We start from the raw sequence: 21592 nt of genomic DNA, 5'->3' as shown, positions 1-21592 counted from the left end.
CACTCGCCGTATCACGGGAGTGCCTGTCTATACTGGGTGGAGCCATCTGCCGGAATCGAACCGGCGACCTATTGATTACGAATCAATTGCTCTACCAACTGAGCTAAGATGGCAATCAATTAACCATGTAAAGCGTTATTTGATGCGGGTTTGCTGGGTGTTTTTCGCTACAAATCAATCCGTCAACGCTTCAGCGCTGGGTAAATTACCTTAAAACAAGGGCGACTGTCAATCCCTACTTGCGGGATAATCATTCGAGCCGGCGAAACGCCGAGGCCTTGATGGCCGCGAAGAGCCTGCTGCCCCGTTCGATACCCAACTCCCGGGCGGCCTCCGGTACGACCTCGGCCACGAGCTTGCCGTCGCCGCAGGTCAACTCCACCCCGACCTTGTTGCCGGAGAGGAAGGTGTCCGCAACACTACATTCGAGCAGATTTCTGGCGCTGATGGCGTCCGGGTGCTGTTTGAGCAGGATGATGTCCTTGGAGGAGAGTTCGAACAGCGCCTCCGGCCGGTCGCCGACGGTGGAGATCAACAGCTCGGTCCCGCCCCATCCATAGGCGGATACGCCATTGATCCTGCGCGGATTGTCCAGCCTCAGGAGATTGATGTAGCCGACCGGGCTCCGCCCCATCTGGGAGCGGGCCAGATCCTCGGCCGTTGCCTGGGCGGCGATGCGCCCCGCACTCACCGCGAGTACCCGGTCCGTCATGATGCGCATCTCCAGGAGCGAGTGGGAAATAAAGATATAGGGGATACGGAACGTCTCGCTGGCCGCCTTCAGGTAATCGATGATCTGGAATTTGAGATTGTCGTCCAAGGCCGACAACGGTTCATCCATCAACAGCAGGCGGGGATTGGAGAGCATCGTCCGGCCGATGCCGACGCGTTGCTTCTCGCCCCCCGAGAGGTTGTGCACGCTGCGGGACAACAGGTGGCCTATCTGCAACACCGCCACCAGGCTGTCGAAATCCACCGTGCGGTGCGCCGCGGCGCACCGCTTGAAACCGTACAGGAGGTTTGCCTTGACGCTCATGTGGGGGAACAGGTAGGGGCGCTGGAAGACGATGCCGATGCGGCGCTGCTCGGGGGGGGCGTTGATACCGCCGTGGCTGTCGTAGAGCACCTCCCCGTCCAGGCTGATGCTGCCGCTGTCCGGTTGCTGCAATCCGGCCAGCAGGCTCACCAGCGTAGACTTCCCGCATCCCGACGGTCCGAAGACGCCGATGCGCTCCCCCTGGACCGTGAAGGCCATATCCAGGGAAAAGGTTTCGAAGTTCTTGTTCAGGGTAACGCGTAGTTCCATGTCAGTCGGCCTTGGCGATGCGGCGGTTGAGATATTCGTGGAGCAGGAGCACGACCACCGAGAGGAGGATCGACACCAGGCACAGGGCCAGGGCCATGCGATCGCCGTCGGGGGAACTGGTGTACTCGTAGATGGCCAGGGGAATGGTCTGGGTCACGCCGGGGATATTGCCGGCCACCACGATGGTCGCCCCGAACTCCCCCAGGCCGCGGGCGAACATGAGCGCCGACCCGGCAACGATCCCGCGGAACGAGAGCGGGATGATCACGGTCACAATGGTGTCGAGCCATCCGGCGCCCAGGGTGCGGGCGGCCTGGATGAGCCGTTCGTCAACGCTTTCCATGCCCAGGCGGATCGACCGGACCATGAGGGGAAAGCCGACCACGGCCGTGGCGATGACCGCGGCCTTCCACGTGAAAATCAGCGTGATGCCGAGCGGCTGCAACAGATGCTGCCCGATAAAACCCTTCTGCCCCAGGAGCAGCAACAGGATATACCCTATCACCACCGGCGGCAGGGTCAGGGGGAGATTGACCGCCACGTCCAGCGCGACCCTCCCCCGGAACCGCCGGTAGGTCATGAGATAGGCGACCGCAAAACCGAAGGGGAGCGATACCAGCGTCGCCACGACCGACACCTTGAGCGACAGCAGGATGGCCATATATTCGGCGGAGGTAAAAATCGGCATGCCGTACCCTATTTCACGAGAAAGCCGTGTTTGGCAAGGACGGCCTTAGCCTCTGCAGACTGCAGGAACCGATAGAAACCTGCGGCCTCGGCCTTCTTGCCGCCGGTCACGGTCAGGGCCATGGGGTAGGTAACCCGCGGGTAGTACTGCTGGGGCACCGTGAACAGGATCTTGGCGCTCTTGGCCACCTGCAGGGCGTCGGTTTTATAAACGAAGGCGCCGTCGACCTCGCCCCGGTCGGCGTACAGCAGGCACTCGCGCACGTCCTTGGCCATGACCAGCTTCTTCTCCAGCTGCTTGTCGATCTCGGCCTTCCGGAAGGCCTCGGTGGCGTATTCCCCGGCCGGCACGCTCTTGGGGCTGCCGATGGCGATCTTCTCCAACTTGGTCACGTCATGCAGGCTGGCGGCCTTCACTCCCGGCCGACCGGCGAACACCAGGGAATTGTAGGCAAAGGTGGCAACGCTCCTGTCGTCGGCCAGTTTCTTTTTCTTCATGTAATCCATCCACTCCACGTTGGCCGAGATGAAGATATCCGCCGGAGCGCCGTTCTCGATCTGCTTGGCCAGGGCACCGGAGGCGCCGTAGTTTTTCTTGAAGGTCACGCCGCTGTTCTTCATGGCAAAGTCGGCGGACAACTCATTGACAACCTCCCGCATGCTGGCCGCCACAAACAGGTTGATCTCGCCGGCCAGGGCGGTTACGGGCAGCAGACAGGCCAGTGCGACAACCAGGGTAGATACGATTCGATTCATGATGATCTCCGTATAAAGACGTTAGTGTTGTAGTAATTTCAGCCCCGCAGAGCGTAACGATGTTCCTTCACTCCCCACGGGGAACCAGTTGGACGCCGATATCCGCAGGCTTGCCGAAGTAGACCGACGAGAGGACGATGATGTCCACACCGGTGGCGGCATATTCCGCCACGTTTCCCTCGTTGATGCCGCCTGCCGCGGAGATTTTCACCTGCCGCCCCCTGGTGCGCACATCCGCCACCAGGTGCCGCAACTCGGCGGGCGGCAGCTTGTCCACCTGGACCACATCCACCCCGGCCCCGGCAATGCGTAGCGCCTCCGCGGCGTTCTCCGCCTCGACGATGATCCGGTTTTCCGGCGCCCCGGCCCGCAGATCGGCAATACCCGCCAGAAACGCATCCAGCCCCCCCAGAAAGGCGGTGTGCTGCTTGAATACCAGCACGGTTTCCGACAGCCCCAGGCGATGGGGCAGCGCCCCGCCGGCGCAGATGGCTTTGATGGCGATCTTTTTGGTGCCGGGAAAGGACTTGCGGGTGGTCACCACGACGACGCCCGGATTTACCTCTCGGGCGGCCCGGACGATCCTGGCGGTCCGGGAGGCGATGCCCGAGGCGTACTCCAACAGGTTCAGGGCGACCTTCCAACCGGCATGCAGGGCCTGTGCCGTTCCTGCGGCGGCCAGAAAGACCGTGCCGGGGGCACAGCGCGTCCCGCTCGGCTCCAGGGTCGAAATGCGGCAGCCGCATTTTTCCAGCACCCGGCCCGCCTCCTCGGTGCAGCAGAGGGTCGTGTCCTCGCGGGTGGCAAAGGCGATGGTGCCCGGCTGGTGGCCGATGCCGAGCACATGGGTGGTCAAATCGCCATAGGGAAGATCCTCTTCCAAAAAACGTTCGATCTCCCCGTCAGACAGACAGGCAAGCATGGCGTCCTCCTTCGTTTGTCCGTTATAGTGCTTAAAATATAACGGAATGCACAAAAAAGGGGCAGCGCCGTTGATGCCCCTCGTGGATATTCCTTGCGGCGTACGGCTCAACTCACGCCAATGATGACGCTGGAGGCCTTGAAGATGACACAGGCATGGCCGCCCACGGTCAGGCCCAGGTTTCTGCTGCTCTCATGGGTGATGACGGCGCTGACGGTGTTGCCGCCCCCCACTTCCACATCCACCTCGGCGCTGACCGGCCCCTCGATGACCTTGGCGACCGTGCCGCACATCAGGTTCCGGGCGCTGAGCTTGGCATCGTGCAGATCGATGCCGACGATGACCGAACTGGCCTTGATGATGGCATAGGCCTCTTTCCCCACCGCCAATCCCAGGTTATCGACGGCGCCGTTGGTGACGACAGCCGCGATGGTGGCTCCCCCCTTGAGGGTCAGGTCGACCTCGGCATTGACCGCACCCTTGACGATCCTGGCCACGGTTCCGGCAAATACGTTACGCGCGCTGACTTTCATGGCAATCCTCCTCAGTAGTTGGTACAGGCTGTCGGCATCGCCCAGTTTCTCGGCGATATTGCCCAAAAACTTGCGATGCTCTTCCTGGATGATCTGAAACTCCCGCAGGACCTTCTTCCCCTCGGCGGTGAGGGTGGTCCCTCCCCCGCCCTTGCCCCCGGTCAAACGATCGACCAAGGGCTTGTCGGCCAGGTTGTTGATCATGTTCACCAGGTCCCAGGCGGTTTTGTAGCTGACGCCGACCGCCTTCGCAGCCTTGGTGATCGAGCCCAGCTCGCCGATCTGCTCCAGCAGACTGATCCGGTCGCCCCCCAGGAACTTCCGGTCTTCCTTGTTCAGCCAGACGGCCCCGGAGAGCTCCAGCTTGGCACCTTCCTGTGAACATTTCATAACACGATACCCCTGTGCGCAAAAAACTCGCGGCGACCGGCACGGAATTTCGTGCCCTATTGGTTAAAATTATACCGGGATCACCACCCATGTAAAGCGCATTACTATAAATTCAGCCCGGCAGGCTGCCGAACGTGGCGCAGCCTGCCGGATGTATTCCCGATGAGTTGAATCAGAACAGCATCTGGACCTGGAAACGCACCTGCTGATCGTCGGTGACGTTCTTGCCGCTTGTGGAGGCGATGGCCGCCTGCTTGTGGACATTGGTGTAGTCCGCCTGGACCTTCAGGTTTTGGTTGTTCACGTACCACGACACCGCACCGGTGTTCTCAACCCACAGGTCGTTCACCGCGTCGCGGTTCGGGTCGATGTAGGAATAGCGGTAGGCCACCTCCACCTTCTTCGGGATCACGAAGTAGCCGGCCTGGGCGTAGAAGCCCTGACCGCGCAGCTTGTGGCTGGTCGTCTGGCCGTCGGCCTCGGCGAAGAAGTACTCGCCCGTGGCCGAGAAGCCGCGCCATTTGAAGGCCGCATCCACGCTGGCCATGTTGAAGTCCAGCGCCTCGCCGGCGCTGAACGCCCTGGCCGCGGGCAGGAGGCCCTTGCCAAGCCCGTACCAGCTGGTGCTCTTGGCAAAGCTGAGGTTGTTGCCGGTGGCGGTGTTGGTGGTATTGACTTCGGTGGCGCTCAGGGTGTTCCGGTAGAAGTCGGCGCCCACGGAGACCAGCGGGCTCTTGCTGTACTCCACGTCGGATTCGGTGTATTTCACGTCGCCCAGGGGGTTGACGGTGAGGCGCGCCGCAAAGGCGTTGTCCGTGGTGCTGCGGTAGGTGTTCTGCCCTACCCCGCCGTAGCCGGCGATGTTGTAGTTGACGAGTCCGCCGGCGATCTTGCCGTGGATCATCACCCCGGTGTCATACCCGGGCACGAAGGCGTTGGTCACCGCCGAGGCGTCCACGAACTGCTGCGCCGCGGAGGAGGTGATCCACTGGCGGCCGAACTGGACCTTGTCCTGGCCGAAACGGAACTGCACCTCGTTCAGCAGGCGGTAGTTCACGTAGGTCTCTTCCAGAAGACCGCCGTTGCTGGTGGTGCCGCCGGCGATGTTGGCGAAGTTGATCGTCATCTTGTAGGTCAGGTCCGGGGAATAGGCATAGCCGTTGGCAACCAGCTTGATGCGCCGCAACTCGAATTTGCTGGAATCCTGGGCCTGCTTGGCGGCGGTGTTGTTGGCATCATCCAGATCCATCAGGGTGTAGCGGAGCTGATACACACCGCCGATGGAGGTGCTGAACTTCCCGTCGGCCGAGGTAAAGTTGAACCCTTCGCCCAACTTGTACTTGATCGGGCTGCTCTTCTGGATTTCCTTGTAATCCTCCTCGGTGATGACCCCCTTTTCCTTCAGCACATCCTCCAGACTCCGTGCCGAAGCCGTGCCGGCCTGGGCCGCGATCAGGGCAACCCCCAACAAAATTCCCAACCTTTTCATACCAACCTCCTTTGTTTTATACGCGCCCGGGGGCGCGCCATTCATCCCGCGAAATGCGCCCGCCGCCCCTGCATGAAAAAAGGGGGGATCGCTCCCCCCACCACATGAAGGAGGCCCACAAAGTGAGCCTTGTACGGCGTGCGTACAGGTCAACGTAATCCTTGGGAAAACGCCCCTGAGCGGGTATGTCACCCCGCAACAAAGTCGTTCCCTATCTGCGCCTTGCGAATCCAGGGTGCCGGGGCCCCCCGCAGCACGTTCTTCAACCTGCCGATGATCTCCTCCACGGGGGTGGCCACGCCGGCCTTCAGAGGGTGGATGCCCCCGGCCGCCAGCTTGGCCGCCGCCGGGCCATTGATCTCCCGGGCGCACACGATGGAGCATCCGCTGAGCGCTTTGACGCGGATGGCGATCCTGTCATCCTCGCACCCCGCATCGTCTGTGATCCGTACCGTTGTTACGTAGTACGCCTCGTCCGGCCTCACGTCCCAGACGGTGAAACTGGTGGATGTGCGGAAATTCAGATCGACCTCGACGCCGGTCGAGGTGGTGAAAGCGACCTTCATACTGTCTCCCTTCCAAGGCCTTACGCCGCCGGCGCCCCCGCAGTGCCGCAGTTTGCCACCGGCCGCGCGTGCATTTCCCGTGTGCCCACGCAGACACGGTGAGCATGGTACATCGTGCATATTCGGAAAGAGGCGCTCCATTCATCCATGGCAACGCCGTTACCGCATCCACCAATGGCAGCGCACACCAACGGGCGCCGCGCGCGACCTCCCTGTCGCCTTACCGGCACCCGAATCACGTTGCGGCGGAATATAGCCATTCTCGCTCGCAACACCTTCGGGCGCTATATAGATAAATACATAACACATGCCAAAATCATTGAAGCATAATTACATTATTAATTCATATAGTTATGCAAACAAAACGACGGGCGGCATATTATATGCTGCATAACGAATAGTCAAGTCCCGCGTACATGCCCCATTATAGGGCAGCCTTGCTGTCCGCACGGCGCCAGGGGCGTCGTCGAAGAAACCGTATTCAAAAGGCATCTCGGCCGACATGTTGCATAGAATCATATGCAACAACAGCTGAGCACCCGCTTGCAAGGAGACGCAACATGGCACAGGCACAACAGGGCAGCACCGTAACGGTCCACTACATCGGGACCCTCGACAACGGCCGCATCTTCCACAGCACCCCGGACGAGGAGCCGCTCGTCTTCACCATCGGCCGGGATCAGGTCTTTCCGGCCCTGGAACGGGCCGTGGTCGGCATGGCCGTAGGAGAGACGGTCAATATCCTCATTCCGGCCGCCGAGGCCTATGGGCCGCGGGTGCCCGAGAACATCCTCCGGGTGGACCGGGCCCATTTCCCCGCTGAAAAAGAGATCATAGTTGGTCAAAAACTCAGCATCGGCTTTTCGGGAGGCGGGGAACGGGTCATGCAGATCGCCGGGATCACCGAGACCGAGGTAACCCTGGACGGCAACCACCCTCTGGCCGGGCTGGACCTGACCTTTGCCCTGCGGCTGGATGCCATCGAATAGTTTCCGTCCGGAAAGGGTTCTTTTTCGCCCATGCGGCGTCAATCTTCGGGATTGCTTGTGCGGCGTACAGTAGTACGCCTCCGCGCAATCCCTTGATTTCCTTGCCTGGACAAAAAAGCCCTCCATTCCGGATCGGAAACACTACATCTGAAAGGATGAATTTATGGAGGCAACAACAGCAGCAAAGCCGGACCGCTACGTATCCTTTATCGGCATCAACGGCGACGAGAATTCCCGGGTGCTGATGGCGATGCTGCGGCGGCATATCGACGACCCGGAACGGACCAATCCGTTCTGGGAGAAGTTCAAGGAAAAGCTGGACAGCGTGGGAGCGCCGGACAAGACCAGCGGCCGCTGCCTCGACGAGCTGTTCCTGATCCACTCGTATATCAATAACATCAGGGAGCTCTTCGAGACCTACGACGACCAGGATGCTTTGGAACTTTTGGAAAAAATCGAGGAGGAGAGCTGCTGAAACGCCCGCAGATGGTACGCCACGGGGCGCGGGGCGGGGGGAAGGCGTCGCATAATCCGGCACAATGCGCGCCCCGCCCCGGCCGGTCATGATCAAGCCCGACGACAGCGATCAGACATGCTCGATCAGCTCCCCGTTGCGCAACGCGTTGCGCACGGCGGTCAAACGGGCGTCCATCTCCTCGAAGGCGGCCATGTTGGCCCGTTCAGCCGGCGTGGTGGCGATGACCGCACGTACGCCGCCGTTCTTGAACACCAAACGCCGGTCCCCCATGAGGGCCAGGATCGGGTCGTGGGTGGCCATGAGTACGATCTTCCGTTCGTCCACCAGGGTCCGCACCGCCCGTTTGCGGTCGATGCCGGCGTTTTCGATCTCATCGATGAGCACGATGGGCGAGGTACTGAGGCAGGAGGTGTCGGCGATCATCAGCGCCCGCGATTGGCCGCCTGACAGAGCCGTGACCGGGGTCCGGGGCGAGAATTGCTCACCGGCCAGTTCGTTGGCCTTTGCGATGACGGTGCGGGTAATCCCGGCCACGTCGTTCACCAGGCGACTCTCGGCGTGCATGGCGATAAACTCCTCCACGCTCAGGTCCATGACGAAGTTCATGTTCTGGGAGAGCTGGGCCACCAGCTTGTGCTCCAGGGAAAAACGGCGGGACGGGTCGGGCACGGCCCCGTTGATCAGCACCCGGCGCCTGGTGGGCGTGTCCCCCTGGGCCATCCATTCGATGTCGGCCAGGAAACGGCTCTTGCCGGAGCCGGTCGGGCCGACGATGGCGAGCACCTCCCCCGGCGCGACGGTCAGCACGAACCCTTCGGCGGCGCCGCTCTTGTCCACGCCACCCTGGATCGTGATGGAATCGATGGTCGGGCCGGTGTGCTTTTCCCGGAGCGAAACCAAGAGGGCCATGAAGGCGTCGAACCGCTCCCCCAACTCCCGGCGTTCCACCCCCAGCTCTTCCAGCGTATCGGGCGTCATGCGCCCGAAATAGGCGTCCACCGACTCACCGGCCGGCGGCAGCGCCAGCCCCATGGCGGTGAAAAAATCCTCGGCACAGGGGTAGTTGCGCAGCAGTTCCCCGCTCGGCATGGCGCTGTAGGATGGTGTCTCGTTACCGGTGTCCATAAATCCCCTTTACGAAAAATCCATCTTTCTGACGTTGCCCATCTGGTAATCGCTGCCGATGCGGCGCTGGCCGAGGCAGTAGGAGCAGAGCGCCGCGGGCATGGTGAAGCGCAGCAGCCTGCCGGTGAGGGAGACCGTTTCCTCTGCGGCGGACAACAGCCGCCCCAGTTCGTATCCCCCCTGGCCGGTGAGGCCGTTGACGTTGATGATGACCGCCCCCGGATTGACCTGGCGCACCCGGTAGGCGAACACCTCCCGTTCGGCCTGGGAGACGATGTCCCCCTTGGTGACCACCACGATGTCCGCCATCTTGAGCATCGGCCCGATCTTGCGCGGCGTCTCCACCCCGCTCAGATTGTCGATCACGCAGACCGCACACACGTCCTTGATGTGAGGCGCACAGCGGTTGCAGAGACCGGCGCTCTCGGAGATCAGCAGGTCGAAGCCGCTCTGCTCGCCCCAGTGCAGGCACTCCTGGATATTGCTGACAAAGAAATGGTCGGGACAGAGGTTGCCGGACAGGCCGGTCTTCGCCGCGATGCCCCGGCGCTCGTACAGGGCCTGGTCGCCGGTGGAGAGGCAGTCGAACTTGACGACCCCCACCGTGATCCCCTCCCCCACGAGCGCCTCGGCCGCCTTGATGATCACGGAGGTCTTGCCCGACGACGGCGGCCCGGCCACGGTGACGAGCCTCATACCCCGCCCCCGGCGAAGCCATGGCGGAAGGTCGCGTTGATCTCCGCCAGCATGGCCTTGATGTCATGGTTTTTCACATACTCCCAGCCGACCCACTTGAACACGGCATCGTCCGGCAGGCGGTTGTCCACGGCGGGATGGACCGCCGGGAACGCGGCTTCGGCGCAGATTGCGGCTGCCTTCGGCCCGGCGAAAAAATCGATCAGCGGCTGCAGCGCCTCCCGCTTGCCGGTCTTGACCAGCATGGTCACCGGGCTGACCAGGGCGCCGTCGGCGGGCCAGACGATGCTGACCCCCTTCCTCCCGTGCAGATGCCGGGCGAAGAAATAGGGCATGGCGCTGATGGCAGGTGCGTCCGCACCGCCGCTGGCTGCGGCCTTGACCATCTGGGAGGGGTGCCAGCCGTAGCGGACGTTCTCCCCCAGGCGAAACACCCCGTCCAGGCCGAACTCCTTGTGGATCGTCAACAACAGGGTCTCGCAGAAGGAGCCGTCGTGGTTGCCGCGGATGGCGACGCTCTTGCGGTATGCCGCATCCAGCAGGTCCCGCCAGGTTGCGGGAACGGGCCGGTCGCCGAGACGGGCATGATCGACCACCATCACCAGCAGGTTCATGGCCAGCATGGTGTACTGTCCCTGGGGATCGAGCACCCCCAAGCGCGCCAGATGGCGGTCGCCGGCAAAGGTGGAGACGCTGGTGAACAGGCCCGGCTTGATGAAGCGCTCCACGAACGGTCGATGGAAGAAACTGTTGAAACCGGGGGTGACGATGATGTCCGGCATATCGTCGATGGACTCGAAGTGTTCCACCAGGGCGTAGTAATCCACGTCGTGGTTGGCGTTTCCCTCCAGGCAGTAGGTGAAGGAGGCCCGCACCTCGGGGAGGAGGGTGTCCAGGTACGCCTCGAAGGCCTCCTCCAGGGGAACCTTGAGCGGACAGGGGAGCAGGGCGAACAGATTGAGGGGGGAGCCCGCCGCGGTCGGGGCGGGCTGTCTGCGCGCCGTACGGGCGGCCTCACCAATCGCCTCGTCCAGGCGCCGGCAGAACAGAACGGCGTTGAGATCCCGCGCCTTGAGCAGGGTGCGCAGGGTCACCACCGTGCCGAAAGAGGCCCGGAGCCCTTCGTCCGCGACCATGCCCAGGCCGGCGTCGGCGAAGACCGGAAGGGTTTCCGGGTGGCCGGTGAGGATATGGTTGAGGGTCGCGTCGAGCAAGCCGGCGCTGGCGGTTATGGTCATAGAAGATTCCTCGTACCGGTGTGGGATGTCATTACCCTTCCCCCTCCAAGCATAATGCTTGCCAGATATTCGGAAACGGAGCTTGACCACGAGCCGGGCGAGTTGTTGTCGGCCCGGGTCTCGCTATGCTCACCCACCATAACCACCGCCCCATGCGTCCACGGCCGGCAACCAGGAGAAAACCCGATTACCGCCCATGGCCGGATACCGGCAGGCAGCTTCTTGGGCACAAGGTGACTAATTAATGGGCAGGAACGGCGTAAAGTGAGACAAACGGCACGCAGCAGGACGTCATGCTCAGCATGTTGCTGCTTTTCCCAATATTTTACCGCCTGCTCACAAATCAAAGCGGGCTGCGCCATTATGACGCAGCCCGCTGTTTGTACCGAACCGTCGCTCCTAAAGGCGTGGTCTCTTCAATCGCATCGTTCTTCCAACTCCAGTATGGGCGCTACTGCGACCCGGTAGGCGCCCGCAAGGGAAGAAGCCACAAAAGCGTCTTCCCACTCCTGGTACCGCCCTTGCTCACCATCCAACGGCACCGGTTCCCCGCCATCGTACCGGGCCTCTCTGGCCACGAAATCGAAGGAGGTCTTCTCCGTCGCTTCGGAGAAATCGGCGGCATCCGAAAAGCTGGTAATGAAGATGATGGTGCCGTCGGTATCGATGGCGATTTCGGCCGGATGGTGGCCGACTGCCGGGGTCCGGCATTGAAAGGCAATGACGCAGGCCGTGAAACGATCGGAGATGTGGGCGTGGATGACGGTTCGCAGCTCTTTCGAGATGAGCCACGGCAGGTTATTGGTATTCAAGAACACAATTAAATCGACCCTATAGTGGAGAGATGGAATTCCGTACCTTCAGATAATCAGCCGCCTCGACCGAGCCGGTTGCAACATTTATGAGCTGACGTTCAATGATGTCGATCGCATGGGACCGGTCATCGTAGTTCCGCGAGAAGTTCATCAGAAGGATGTGGGTCGCGGTGGTCTCCGCCCCTATTTTTTCCCGCAAATCCTCCGGCACAAAGGCCAGGTTGCTCGACTCGTATTCGTTAAGCACCCGGTTGACCTCACGCCTGTTGACCACGTTGAAGGCATATTTCTGAAAATACTTGGAGAGATCGAGCAGATGATGCTCGTAATCGGCAATCAGTTCCTCGGTGGTTACCGACACAAACTCCTGATAACCGTCATACCCCTCGTAATTGTTATCAATCTTGACAGTACCGGCAACGACGGCAATCCTGATATTCTGATTGCAGGAGAGATAGTAGAGCTTGCTGTCGATGGGAAATTCATTTTCCGAGATTTTGTTATGCGAAAGGGTCGTCAAGCCGTAAGACCTGGAAAGGTTGCTGCATGCCGCCAGCACCAGAAAAGACGTTATGAGGAATGCTTGTAATAACTTCATAGCAATACCTGAGCACAGGAATAACAGTGGGTGGTGCCCCTCCGGCAACGAGCAGCAGCACAGTAACAAATTCCGCCCAGGCTTTCAAGCGTTGTGATACCGCTTATCGGGGCGTGGCAGAAGAGTGCCGGGGCGTGCGACGCTACTTCGGCGGTAAATGCCTGTTTTTTTTGCGAGGCCATAACGTTCCGCCGGTACGGCCGGAGCCTGTTTCTGAACCCGAAGGAGCGCCACCCGGATTCTCACCAGTTCTGGATTGGCACAGGAACCGCAGGCTCCGGTAAAGCGGTATGCGGCTGGATTGCGGATTTCGATCTTTACGGTGCATCTCCCTTTGTCCGGTTGGCCGCAGACGCGAAAAAAGCAGATAAACGCGGGACACCGTGTGGTAGAGTGACGGCTCAACTTTCACACCAACAGGGGAGACGAACATGATACCGTGGGAACTCATCGACAGCGCACAGGCGCCGGGGGGCGGCGAACTGTGCCTCTACAGGCGTGGCAGGGAATATTCGATCCAGGTCAACGGCAACGAGCTCATGAACAGCCGGGTTCACGGTTCGGAAGAGGCGTTGGCAGAGTTGGCCTGCGCCCGGATCGCCGACCGCCCCGCCGCCCGGATACTGATCGGCGGGATGGGCATGGGGTATACTACCGCTGCGGCGTTGCGGCGACTCGGTGCCGACGGTCGGGTGGTCGTCGCCGAACTGGTGCCGGCCGTGGTGGAGTGGAACCGGGGCCCGCTCGCGGACCTGGCCGGGTTCCCCCTCGACGATGGCCGGGTCACGGTCCGGGAGCAGGATGTGGCCCTGGTCCTCCGTTCGGAGCACCTAGCCTACGATGCCATCCTGCTGGACGTGGACAACGGCCCCGAGGCCATGACCCACAGGGGCAACGAATGGCTCTACAGCCGGACCGGCCTGGAGGCGTCCTTCGCCGCCCTGCGGCCGGGGGGGGGGCTGGCCGTATGGTCGGCCGGTCCCGACCGGACGTTTACCGAACGGCTGCGCCGGGCCGGTTTCCAGGTGCACGAGGTCCGGGTGCCGGCCCGGGGCAAGGCGCTGGGGGGAAGACAGCACACCATTTGGCTCGGCGTGCGGGGGCCTGAAACGACCGGTTCAGTTACGCAACACAGGAAACCGGCACTCGGCTGACATCCTTTTTCGAGTGCCGGTTCGGCCCACAGCCGCTCCCCTCTCAGCACGTCACACCACTGTAAAAAATTCCGACAAACGGGCGGCTTGCTGCGTTCCACGCCAACAGTAATGGATAAGGCAATATCATATCAACCAGTTACAACGCACGGTACACATTATGCTTTAATTACCCCATGCGGTTCGATTTCACCCGCCCCGCCGCAGAGCGGGGGGTATTGAGGTTGAAAACACGGGCGTGGAAAGGGGTTGATGAACATGCCGTGGTACATTAATCCGGCTCTGACCTGCAAGGTGCTCAACAGGATTGCCGATCGTATATCCCGGACAAACCTTCAAGACCTCAATGCGACTCTGGATCGTGCCACTGAATTGATCTGGAGCAAGCAGGAGTGCTACAACAACATGCGGAATGTACGTCGCAAGGAGGGGTGAGCGCTCCTGCGCGGAGAGCAACACCTTCAGCTCTTGACGAGGCGGCTTCGCCGGTGTCAGGATTTGCCGGCCGCCAGCAGTTCCAGCAGCTTTTACGCCGTAGCCTCGGATGAGGCGGGATTCTGGCCGGTGACGAGCGTGCCGTGCGACGTCAGTACCATCAGGATTTTCATAGCTGCCTCCGGGTGTTTCGGGCCTGTCGCTGATGTTGAAATTTCCCCCGGCAAGGGCTAATGCCGTACGCCTGCCTCTTCGTTCCATGACTGTTAGTACAACATCTGTCCCCCCTGACCCGTGGCCTGGAGCAACTTGTTGACGAAGGCATTTTTGACCACCGCATCCCCCGGCTCGGGAATGCGCCGCTGGGATCGATAGGTGTTATGCTTCAACTCCAGGAGTTCACTGCTTGCGCCAAACTTCTTGAGCAGCGCTTCAAGCTCCTGTTTGCTCGCAGAAAGGGTGAGGAGCGTTTTGGGGATGGTTACGCCATCCCGCCCTTTTTCTTCATAGATGGACCAAAGCCCCTTCAGGTCGGAAATATCCCCGGCACTGAGGTGCCCATGCCTGTTCAACGGGTCGAGACGAACCATGCGCAGGGCGAGTTGGTCTGCCTCGGCCTGGCTGAGGAACACATCTTTGCGGAGACCATATGCCGCCTTGAGGGCATCCAGATAGTGCGGATCGAGGTCTGCCGCCGTCAGGAAATGACGGTAGGCCTCGGCCTTGCGTCCCTGGGATTCGCGAAGCTGCCCAAGAAGGTAGTGAACCTGCGGCTTGCGAGGAGTGGACGTGACCAGCCCGGTCAACACCTCCTCGGCAACGCTGACGCTCTGCTGGTGAGTGAACACCCCTTCGCAGCCGAAGCAGAAGCTGGCGACCTGCCCAAATTGTTCCGGCATCCGTTCAAAGGCGATCTCATAGTGCTTCTTCGCCGCTTTCAAGTCCCCCAGGGACGAGAGGCGCTCCGCCAGACGCCACTGGACACAGTAAGCATCAACAAAACTTTTGGATGCCTCCTCGTAAACGGCGATACTCTTCCGGACGAGTCCGGCTTCCGTGAATTTGTCCCCCGTTTCGGCAGTGTGAATGGCGGTAACAACCCGGTCGAAAAATGCCGCATCTTCGGCACGCCCTTTGGCCCTGAGAGTATCGGCCAGCACCACGTACGCACGGCCCCGGTTGCCCGGTTTCTGTTCGCCGTCGGTCGGATCGATCTTCAGCGCCTGCCGGACGGTTGCTTCAGCCTCATCAAGCTTCCCAGCCTTCAAGAGGAGTTGCGCTTTCCAGATCAAGGGGCGTTCCTCAAACCGATCACGGGCCTGGAGTCCGTCGAGCCAGGGGATTACCGCCGGGCCAAGGATTTCGGTCAGGGTGGCATAGGCAGAATCATCTCCCGGTTTTCCCAGCAGATAGCTCTTGAGTATCTCGACCGCCAAGCTGTCGCGGCCCGCCGCGTGCAACGCCCGAGCGGCCACAGCCGGTAGTTCGTTGTTTCCCTCAGCCAGGTCCACCAGGTCGGTGCCTCCCCACCAGGCGGCTTTTTCCAGAAGCGACAAGACATCCTCGTGGCGTCCGGCGCGATCATAGATCTCCGCCAGCCGAGCCAGATGCCCGGCTAAGAATCCGCTACTGAGCGCCAGTTCGCGTCCGCCCGGCAACTCCGTTAGCTCGGGGGCTTTGAGCATTACCTGCATGGCAGTCACCACCATATTCTCCGCGCCGGCGAAGTCTCCCTTCTCCAGGTACGCATCGACCATAACCCCCAAGGGCGAATCCGTATCCATGACGTTTAAGGCCGTCATTTCCGATAGGTTGATCCGCATTCCTTCATTGCCGAGAACCGCAAGAAACGCATCTTCACTTTCCTTAACCAGATCGGGGCGGGCCAGGAGCATCCCCAAGGTGCACATGCGGGCCGCCAGCCTCAGCTTTGTAAAACCGGCACCACGCTGAACCTTTGGGGTCTCACGGCCGGCATCGGCCTTGATCATCTCTCTCAGGAGCGACACGGCATCGTCAACCCGGTCCAGGGCGAGCAGCAGTTCGACCTGCCGTTCACGGATGCCGAGCCGCGTCTCGAACCCCACATCGCTTTTCTTCGCCGCGGCATCAACGATGGCGACCAGCCCCTCGGACTCACTGACATTCGAAGCAATGACGCCGCACTGCTTCCAGAGCGGCAACTCCGGGCGGTCAGTCAGAACACTCTTGCAGAATTGGTTCAATCCATCGGCATAGCGTATCTTGTCGAAAGAATGCCACTTCTTTTCAAACTCCTTGTTCTGGAACTCCTCGGGGTCCATCCGCTTTGCCTGCTCCGTAGCATCCTTCACACGGTTCAGAGCGATCAGCCCCAGGATGTAAACCGTCCGCGCCTTGTGCCGACTCATGTCGTCCCCGCTGGAGGGACCGCTGTATCGATCAGTGGCCTGGAAGAGATCCGGAGGTGCCTGCCCCCTCTTCTCCTTGTCGGGAAAACGCTTGGCCAGTACCTCGAACAGTTCGGTATCATGGGTGCTGGTGACCAGTTCCCATTGCGGGTCGGTAAGCGTCGCGATGTTTTTCAGGACAAGACGCTTGGCGAGCTCCAGGGTGGCGCCACCCGACGGGACGTTCAACGAGAGCCCCGATATGGTCAATGCCCTGAGGATCATCTCCTCGGCCCGTTTCTCGCCTGCCAGTGTCACAAGGTCCGGTATCTGGATGCTGATGCGCCCCTCGGGCCGTTCCCCCTTGAGCGCCTGCAGATAAGCGTCGAACGACTCGACAATGGCGCCGCTTCCTTTTGCGCCGTCCTGCCGCGGTCCCTCGACACGCAGATCGCGGAAGAAGTAGGACGAGCCGGGGTTCCCCTTTAAGGCTTCACTTGCTTTCAGTTGCTCGATCGTTTTTTAAGGTTTGGCGTATCCTGTGTCAGGAGGTACGCCAGTGCCCGCAACACGGTTTCCTGAGTACCGCCTTCTGTTGCCTGCCGTGCAAGAACTCGGGCCTTGAGCGTTTCCCATGCAGCCGGAGGCGGGATAGCGGAAATAAGCGAGGCCAGGGACAACTCGTCTAGATTGCCTTGGCCGAACGGATTCAATTGTTGCGACTTCACAGCATCCGAAGGCAGCATCAGAAAACGGTCGTAGAGCCCCATCCAACGGTCAACCGCCTCTTCAGGAGCAAGTTTGGACCTGATCACCTTGAAGCCATCAAGGTCGCGCATGAGGCGCTTTGCCTCTTCTTTGCCGGGCTTGGCGGGTTGCTCGTCAGGAGAGCCCGTTGTCTTCTTAACCAGGGATATCACCCCATCGGCCCCGAGGAAGTCTCCTGCAACGGCTGCCGACACCCCCAAAGATGAACAGAGGGTCAAGGTCAATGCCATCATCCTCAGCTTCATGCACACCAGATGCCTTGCTTGGAAATTCACTGTATCCTCCTCGCTTGAGTGTTAATGAAAAGCCAATCAATAATCAGGGACCTTGTTACGCGCGTTCCCCTTCGTGTCGGCACCGAATATAATCTGAATACTTCTGCACGAATAACACAGTGCGCCGGAAACGCCTGTTTCATTAATAATTGATTCCCTTCTACTCCTCGCAAACGCACATTTCAATCATAAAATCAGTATGTTAAAAATATTACCGCCATCAAAAAGTGTTAAAAAAATTACCATTCCGGGAGCATTCCCCAAACGGCCTGTTATCACAAAGCAAAAGACACCTGAAATGCCTCCGGAGGCCCCACTATGTATCATTTTGATACGAGGCCAAAGATGGATATGGTCGCGACCCTTTGTATTTTAAATATTTATGATATGCTTTTAACATTCTCCGCACCGGATCATGAAACGTCACCCCTCAGAGAGCTTCCGGCGTGTGCAGGTTTGCGCGGCGCGGTACAATCGGCTCTTTGCCGATCTTCACAACGTTGTCACGGGTTATGACCTGCCACCGCGTGTCCCCTTTCGGCAGATCGCCGCCGCGAGGGTATCCTGAGATGTGGACCCCTGAGACAAAAAAAGCCGAATCAGCCTGGTGCCTCTCCCCAAAACCGATGCAGTTCGTCGGCACCTTTCTGTTTGCCCTGCTGCTGCAATCCTCTCCAGCGATAAGCGCCCTGTCCGACCAGCCTCCACGCCATCACCATGTCCTCATCCTGTACGGCAGGGTGACGAACCTCCCCACCCATGGAATCATCAACAAGGGCTTGTTGCCCGCTTTGAGCGCCTCGGATGTGGGAGACTCCGATCTGTTCCAGGAATACCTGGACCTTCAGCACCATCCAGACCACAAATACCGCCTCGAACTGGCCGATTATCTGCGCAAGAAGTATGCGGATGAGACGTTTGACGTAGTCATTGCCCTTTACCAGGACGCTTTGGATTTCATGCTCCGGGAGGGGAAGGAGCTTTTCGTAGGCACCCCGATTGTTGCCGCTGTTCCCAAGGGAGCAACCGGCACAGGCAATGGCGGCAGGAGAGTACTCCAGGTCGTCTACGGTTTCGACTCACTCGCCACCCTGCGCTATGCCCTGGCATTATTGCCCGAGACAAAGGAGATCATCGTCATATCCGGCCCAACTGCCGACGATGCCCCCCACTTGAAGAATGCTCTGGATGCGGTGAAAGATCTCGATGGGAAATTTTCTATCCGCTATCTCATCAATAACTCCCTACCGGAGATCCTCGAGGAGGTCGCCAGGGAACGCGACCATGCCATTATCCTGTACACCCGTCTGTCCAAAGACGCCCGTGGAACGGTGTGTGCTCCCGCCATAGCGCTCTCTGACATCGCCAAAGCGGCGAAATCGCCCGTATTCGGCCTTTATGACAGCCTCCTAGGCGCCGGAATCGTCGGCGGCAACCTCATTTCCTTCAAGGACCTCGGCCAAGCGGTTGCCCGCCTCTCCATGGACCTCATCCACAACAGGCCCGACGCCCGGATGTCACACGTCGATTTTGTGAACCATGTCCCGATGTTCGATTGGGCCGAGATGCAGCGCTGGGGGTTGCAAAAGTCCCGGCTGCCGAAGGGAAGCATCCTGATCAACTATCGGCTCGGCTTCTGGGAGCAATACTGGGGCTACGCGCTCATTGCCCTGTTCTTCCTTGCCGGGGAGGCCTCGCTCATCGCCTATCTGATCCGGAGCCGCCGCAGCCGCATCCAGAAGGAGAAAGAGCTGCAAAAGAGCGAAGAGAAATACCGTCGGATCATTACCACGGCACGTGAAGGAATCATCGTCACCGGGCAGGATTACACCATAACCTACGTGAACAGCCATATCTCGGACCTGCTGGGCTATACACCGGAGGAACTGATCGGGACCCCCCTGCCGCACTTGGTGCCTGGTGACGACAGTTCCAGTATTTTAACAAGAATGAATAGCCGGCGTCGCGGGGAGAGCGGACAGTATGAGTGCCGTTACCGGCGCAAGGATGGCTCGTCTATTTGGCTGCTCGTCTCGGCAACGCCAATATTGGACGACGAAGGCCGTTTCCAGGGTTCTTTCGCCATGTTCACGGACTTGACCGACCTGAAACAGGCCGAAGAAAATCGCCTGAATCTCGAACGCCAACTGCTGCACGCCCAGAAGCTGGAGAGCCTCGAAGTGCTGGCCGGCGGAATTGCCCATGACTTCAACAATATCCTGACATCGATCATCGGATATACCGAACTCGCCATGTTGCGCCTGAATCCCGACTCACCGGTCCGCGATAACCTGAAGCGAATAGAACAATCGGCACAACGCGCCGCCGAGCTCGCCAGGCAGATGCTCGCCTATTCCGGCAAAGGAAATTTCGTTGTCGAGCCGGTTGATCTCAACCGGCTGGTTGAAGATATTGGGCCGCTCATCGAGGCCGCCATCCCCAAAAACGTCCAACTCCGTTTCGAGCCGACCAACCCGCTCCCCAGGGTGACCGCCGATGCGGGCCAGATCCGCCAGGTGGTCATGAACCTCGTCATCAATGCCTCGGAAGCCATAGGCGACCACGACGGCAGCATCACCATCGGCACCGGCTGGAAGAACTGCGATCAAGGCTACTTGCGGGGCGCCTGGTTGAGCGACAACATTGCCGCAGGCCTCTACGTGTACCTGGAAGTAACCGACACCGGCTGCGGTATGGACAGGGAGACCAAGGCAAAGATATTCGATCCATTCTTCACGACCAAATTTACCGGGAGGGGCTTGGGCATGGCCACGGTACAGGGGATAGTCCACGGCCACAAGGGATCAATCCAGATCTACAGCGAACCGGGAAAAGGGAGCATCTTCAGAATCCTGCTGCCCGCCGCCGGAGAGCAGGCGGGATATGCGCCCGCTGAGCGGCAGGAAGCAGATTTCCAGGGGGACGGAACCGTACTGCTGGTGGACGACGAAGAAGATGTCCGGGACATCGGGAGGGAAATGCTGCAATTGCTCGGCTATACGGTCGTTACCGCCGACGACGGCGCCGAAGCGCTGGCAGCTTTCAAGGAGAATCCGGCAGTGGCCGGCATCATCCTGGATTTGACCATGCCCCACCTGGACGGCGAGCACTGTTTCAGGGAGTTGCGCAAGCTCGACCCGAAGGTAAAGGTGATCATGTCCAGTGGGTACAGTGTGCACGACATCGCCCGGAAATTCGCCGGTCTGGGTTTGGCGGGATTCATCCAGAAGCCCTACACCCTCTCGTCGTTACGCCAGGTGCTCACGGACTCCCGGGATTTCCGCCCACCCCCGTATGGAACCGGGGGCGCTTCCGGGGCAGAGCGGAAAGAATAGGACGTCAAAAAGCACGTCTCGTCACAAACTCGATCCAAACCCCTGAATGCTTCCCGCTTCGCGTCCCTGCGAGGCAAGTAATGAGGAAATCAGGGCGGTTACCGCACGCGCCGTCGATATCATCATGGCGGCCTACGGCCCGCAGCGGGCGTAGATCACCGCGGAAATGGCCCGGCGGCTCGTTGGGAAAAACAGTATCGAGTGGAACGCCGCGGAAAACTACCGGAGAAAAGAATGTGAAACGCCGGTAATTGCCCTTGCAGCCGCACAGCATCTCGGGTTATATTCTCCAAACGCCCACTCTCGGGCAAACGACAAAAACTGGAGGATGACCATGACCAAAGCAGAATTGGTAAAAGAGATAGCAGAGGAAGCGGGACTGACACAGGCCCAGGCCGCCGAAGCGCTGAACGCCTTCACCGGGGCCGTAACGAAAGCCCTCAAGGCCGGCGACAAGGTTGCGCTGGTTGGCTTCGGCACCTTCTCGGTGTCCGCCAGGGCAGCCAGGGAAGGCCGTAACCCGCAGACGGGAGCCCCGCTCAAGATTGCGGCTTCCAAGAGCGGCAAGTTCACCCCCGGCAAGGAATTGAAGGGGCTGTAGTCTTTCGCGACACCATGGTTATAAAAAAAGGCCTGCCTCCATGCAAAGGAGACAGGCCTTTTTGGTT

At 60.1% G+C, this 21592-nt stretch carries 20 protein-coding genes and 1 tRNA gene; 6 read left to right on the top strand and 15 right to left on the bottom strand.

Features of this window, described 5'->3' with window-relative positions:
• Window positions 1-37: 37 nt before the first annotated feature.
• The 8 genes from F6V30_RS10575 to F6V30_RS10540 all read right to left on the bottom strand — a co-directional run bounded on the left by F6V30_RS10575 (window position 38) and on the right by F6V30_RS10540 (window position 6649).
• A tRNA-Thr gene (locus tag F6V30_RS10575) sits at window positions 38-113 on the bottom strand.
• 137 nt (window positions 114-250) lie between these two features.
• Window positions 251-1306 carry a molybdenum ABC transporter ATP-binding protein gene (modC, locus tag F6V30_RS10570; RefSeq protein WP_151156926.1) on the bottom strand — a complete coding sequence of 352 codons (1056 nt, stop codon included), beginning with the start codon at window positions 1304-1306 and terminating at the stop codon, window positions 251-253.
• Window position 1307: 1 nt separating this feature from the next.
• Entirely contained in the window at window positions 1308-1994 is a 687-nt protein-coding gene (modB, locus tag F6V30_RS10565; protein ID WP_151156925.1) for a molybdate ABC transporter permease subunit, read from the bottom strand.
• A gap of 8 nt (window positions 1995-2002) precedes the next feature.
• Window positions 2003-2749 (bottom strand): molybdate ABC transporter substrate-binding protein, encoded by a 747-nt coding sequence (gene modA, locus F6V30_RS10560; RefSeq protein WP_191965655.1) that lies wholly within the window; start codon window positions 2747-2749, stop codon window positions 2003-2005.
• Between the two features lie 67 nt (window positions 2750-2816).
• Window positions 2817-3671: a ModD protein gene (modD, locus tag F6V30_RS10555; RefSeq protein ID WP_151156923.1), complete on the bottom strand. Its 855-nt coding sequence runs from the start codon at window positions 3669-3671 to the stop codon at window positions 2817-2819.
• A 107-nt stretch (window positions 3672-3778) separates the two neighbouring features.
• A complete protein-coding gene (locus tag F6V30_RS10550) occupies window positions 3779-4594 on the bottom strand; it encodes a TOBE domain-containing protein (protein WP_151156922.1) in 816 nt (271 codons plus the stop codon).
• Between the two features lie 172 nt (window positions 4595-4766).
• Window positions 4767-6083, bottom strand: coding sequence for a porin (locus F6V30_RS10545; RefSeq protein ID WP_151156921.1), 1317 nt, complete (start codon window positions 6081-6083; stop codon window positions 4767-4769).
• A 188-nt stretch (window positions 6084-6271) separates the two neighbouring features.
• Window positions 6272-6649 carry a NifB/NifX family molybdenum-iron cluster-binding protein gene (locus F6V30_RS10540; protein WP_151156920.1) on the bottom strand — a complete coding sequence of 126 codons (378 nt, stop codon included), beginning with the start codon at window positions 6647-6649 and terminating at the stop codon, window positions 6272-6274.
• Between the two features lie 560 nt (window positions 6650-7209).
• Between F6V30_RS10540 and F6V30_RS10535 the strand changes: the two genes are divergently transcribed.
• Together F6V30_RS10535 and cowN are read left to right on the top strand one after the other, a co-directional pair.
• Window positions 7210-7638: an FKBP-type peptidyl-prolyl cis-trans isomerase gene (locus F6V30_RS10535; protein ID WP_151156919.1), complete on the top strand. Its 429-nt coding sequence runs from the start codon at window positions 7210-7212 to the stop codon at window positions 7636-7638.
• A 163-nt stretch (window positions 7639-7801) separates the two neighbouring features.
• On the top strand, window positions 7802-8113 hold the full coding sequence (cowN, locus tag F6V30_RS10530; protein WP_151156918.1) for a N(2)-fixation sustaining protein CowN: 312 nt from the start codon (window positions 7802-7804) through the stop codon (window positions 8111-8113).
• A gap of 111 nt (window positions 8114-8224) precedes the next feature.
• On the opposite strand, the gene F6V30_RS10525 is transcribed toward cowN, so the two are convergent.
• The 5 genes from F6V30_RS10525 to F6V30_RS10505 form a co-directional block, all read right to left on the bottom strand.
• A complete protein-coding gene (locus F6V30_RS10525) occupies window positions 8225-9241 on the bottom strand; it encodes an ATP-binding cassette domain-containing protein (RefSeq protein ID WP_246163426.1) in 1017 nt (338 codons plus the stop codon).
• Between the two features lie 9 nt (window positions 9242-9250).
• Window positions 9251-9937, bottom strand: a complete 687-nt coding sequence (locus tag F6V30_RS10520) for a GTP-binding protein (protein WP_151156917.1) — start codon at window positions 9935-9937, stop codon at window positions 9251-9253.
• Window positions 9934-11175 (bottom strand): ABC transporter substrate-binding protein, encoded by a 1242-nt coding sequence (locus tag F6V30_RS10515; protein ID WP_151156916.1) that lies wholly within the window; start codon window positions 11173-11175, stop codon window positions 9934-9936. Before F6V30_RS10515 ends, F6V30_RS10520 begins: the two co-directional genes overlap by 4 nt.
• 416 nt (window positions 11176-11591) lie before the next feature.
• Window positions 11592-11993, bottom strand: a complete 402-nt coding sequence (locus F6V30_RS10510; protein ID WP_191965654.1) for a DUF2787 family protein — start codon at window positions 11991-11993, stop codon at window positions 11592-11594.
• A 13-nt stretch (window positions 11994-12006) separates the two neighbouring features.
• A complete protein-coding gene (locus F6V30_RS10505; protein ID WP_151156914.1) occupies window positions 12007-12588 on the bottom strand; it encodes a hypothetical protein in 582 nt (193 codons plus the stop codon).
• Between the two features lie 431 nt (window positions 12589-13019).
• Between F6V30_RS10505 and F6V30_RS10495 the strand changes: the two genes are divergently transcribed.
• Both F6V30_RS10495 and F6V30_RS17100 read left to right on the top strand, forming a co-directional pair.
• Complete coding sequence (locus F6V30_RS10495) at window positions 13020-13742, top strand: polyamine aminopropyltransferase (RefSeq protein WP_151156912.1); 723 nt, start codon at window positions 13020-13022, stop codon at window positions 13740-13742.
• A gap of 258 nt (window positions 13743-14000) precedes the next feature.
• Entirely contained in the window at window positions 14001-14177 is a 177-nt protein-coding gene (locus F6V30_RS17100) for a hypothetical protein (RefSeq protein ID WP_191965653.1), read from the top strand.
• A gap of 266 nt (window positions 14178-14443) precedes the next feature.
• Here the strand turns inward: F6V30_RS17100 and F6V30_RS10490 are convergent, their stop codons facing one another.
• On the bottom strand, window positions 14444-16864 hold the full coding sequence (locus F6V30_RS10490) for a tetratricopeptide repeat protein (protein WP_151156911.1): 2421 nt from the start codon (window positions 16862-16864) through the stop codon (window positions 14444-14446).
• Window positions 16865-17049: 185 nt separating this feature from the next.
• The gene (locus F6V30_RS10485; RefSeq protein ID WP_151156910.1) at window positions 17050-17589 is read right to left on the bottom strand and encodes a hypothetical protein; all 540 of its coding nucleotides are present in this window, start codon (window positions 17587-17589) and stop codon (window positions 17050-17052) included.
• 569 nt (window positions 17590-18158) lie between these two features.
• Between F6V30_RS10485 and F6V30_RS10480 the strand changes: the two genes are divergently transcribed.
• Window positions 18159-20924, top strand: coding sequence for a hybrid sensor histidine kinase/response regulator (locus tag F6V30_RS10480; RefSeq protein ID WP_191965652.1), 2766 nt, complete (start codon window positions 18159-18161; stop codon window positions 20922-20924).
• 334 nt (window positions 20925-21258) lie between these two features.
• On the top strand, window positions 21259-21525 hold the full coding sequence (locus F6V30_RS10475) for an HU family DNA-binding protein (protein ID WP_149306156.1): 267 nt from the start codon (window positions 21259-21261) through the stop codon (window positions 21523-21525).
• Window positions 21526-21592 lie beyond the last annotated feature (67 nt).

The sequence above is a fragment of the Oryzomonas sagensis genome (genome assembly GCF_008802355.1).
GTDB classification, from domain to species: domain Bacteria; phylum Desulfobacterota; class Desulfuromonadia; order Geobacterales; family Pseudopelobacteraceae; genus Oryzomonas; species Oryzomonas sagensis.
The sequence above is the reverse complement of the archived record's forward strand: the minus strand, read 5'-3'. Positions and strand labels throughout refer to the sequence as shown.

Coding starts and splice junctions, on each gene's coding strand:
- F6V30_RS10515 (WP_151156916.1), bottom strand. CDS start 11,175: ATGACCATAACCGCCAGCGCCGGCTTGCTCGACGCGACCCTCAACCAT.
- F6V30_RS10520 (WP_151156917.1), bottom strand. CDS start 9,937: ATGAGGCTCGTCACCGTGGCCGGGCCGCCGTCGTCGGGCAAGACCTCC.
- cowN (WP_151156918.1), top strand. CDS start 7,802: ATGGAGGCAACAACAGCAGCAAAGCCGGACCGCTACGTATCCTTTATC.
- F6V30_RS17100 (WP_191965653.1), top strand. CDS start 14,001: ATGCCGTGGTACATTAATCCGGCTCTGACCTGCAAGGTGCTCAACAGG.
- F6V30_RS10525 (WP_246163426.1), bottom strand. CDS start 9,241: ATGGACACCGGTAACGAGACACCATCCTACAGCGCCATGCCGAGCGGG.
- F6V30_RS10535 (WP_151156919.1), top strand. CDS start 7,210: ATGGCACAGGCACAACAGGGCAGCACCGTAACGGTCCACTACATCGGG.
- F6V30_RS10475 (WP_149306156.1), top strand. CDS start 21,259: ATGACCAAAGCAGAATTGGTAAAAGAGATAGCAGAGGAAGCGGGACTG.
- F6V30_RS10495 (WP_151156912.1), top strand. CDS start 13,020: ATGATACCGTGGGAACTCATCGACAGCGCACAGGCGCCGGGGGGCGGC.
- F6V30_RS10480 (WP_191965652.1), top strand. CDS start 18,159: ATGTGGACCCCTGAGACAAAAAAAGCCGAATCAGCCTGGTGCCTCTCC.
- F6V30_RS10540 (WP_151156920.1), bottom strand. CDS start 6,649: ATGAAGGTCGCTTTCACCACCTCGACCGGCGTCGAGGTCGATCTGAAT.
- modC (WP_151156926.1), bottom strand. CDS start 1,306: ATGGAACTACGCGTTACCCTGAACAAGAACTTCGAAACCTTTTCCCTG.
- F6V30_RS10545 (WP_151156921.1), bottom strand. CDS start 6,083: ATGAAAAGGTTGGGAATTTTGTTGGGGGTTGCCCTGATCGCGGCCCAG.
- modD (WP_151156923.1), bottom strand. CDS start 3,671: ATGCTTGCCTGTCTGTCTGACGGGGAGATCGAACGTTTTTTGGAAGAG.
- modB (WP_151156925.1), bottom strand. CDS start 1,994: ATGCCGATTTTTACCTCCGCCGAATATATGGCCATCCTGCTGTCGCTC.
- modA (WP_191965655.1), bottom strand. CDS start 2,749: ATGAATCGAATCGTATCTACCCTGGTTGTCGCACTGGCCTGTCTGCTG.
- F6V30_RS10505 (WP_151156914.1), bottom strand. CDS start 12,588: ATGAAGTTATTACAAGCATTCCTCATAACGTCTTTTCTGGTGCTGGCG.
- F6V30_RS10550 (WP_151156922.1), bottom strand. CDS start 4,594: ATGAAATGTTCACAGGAAGGTGCCAAGCTGGAGCTCTCCGGGGCCGTC.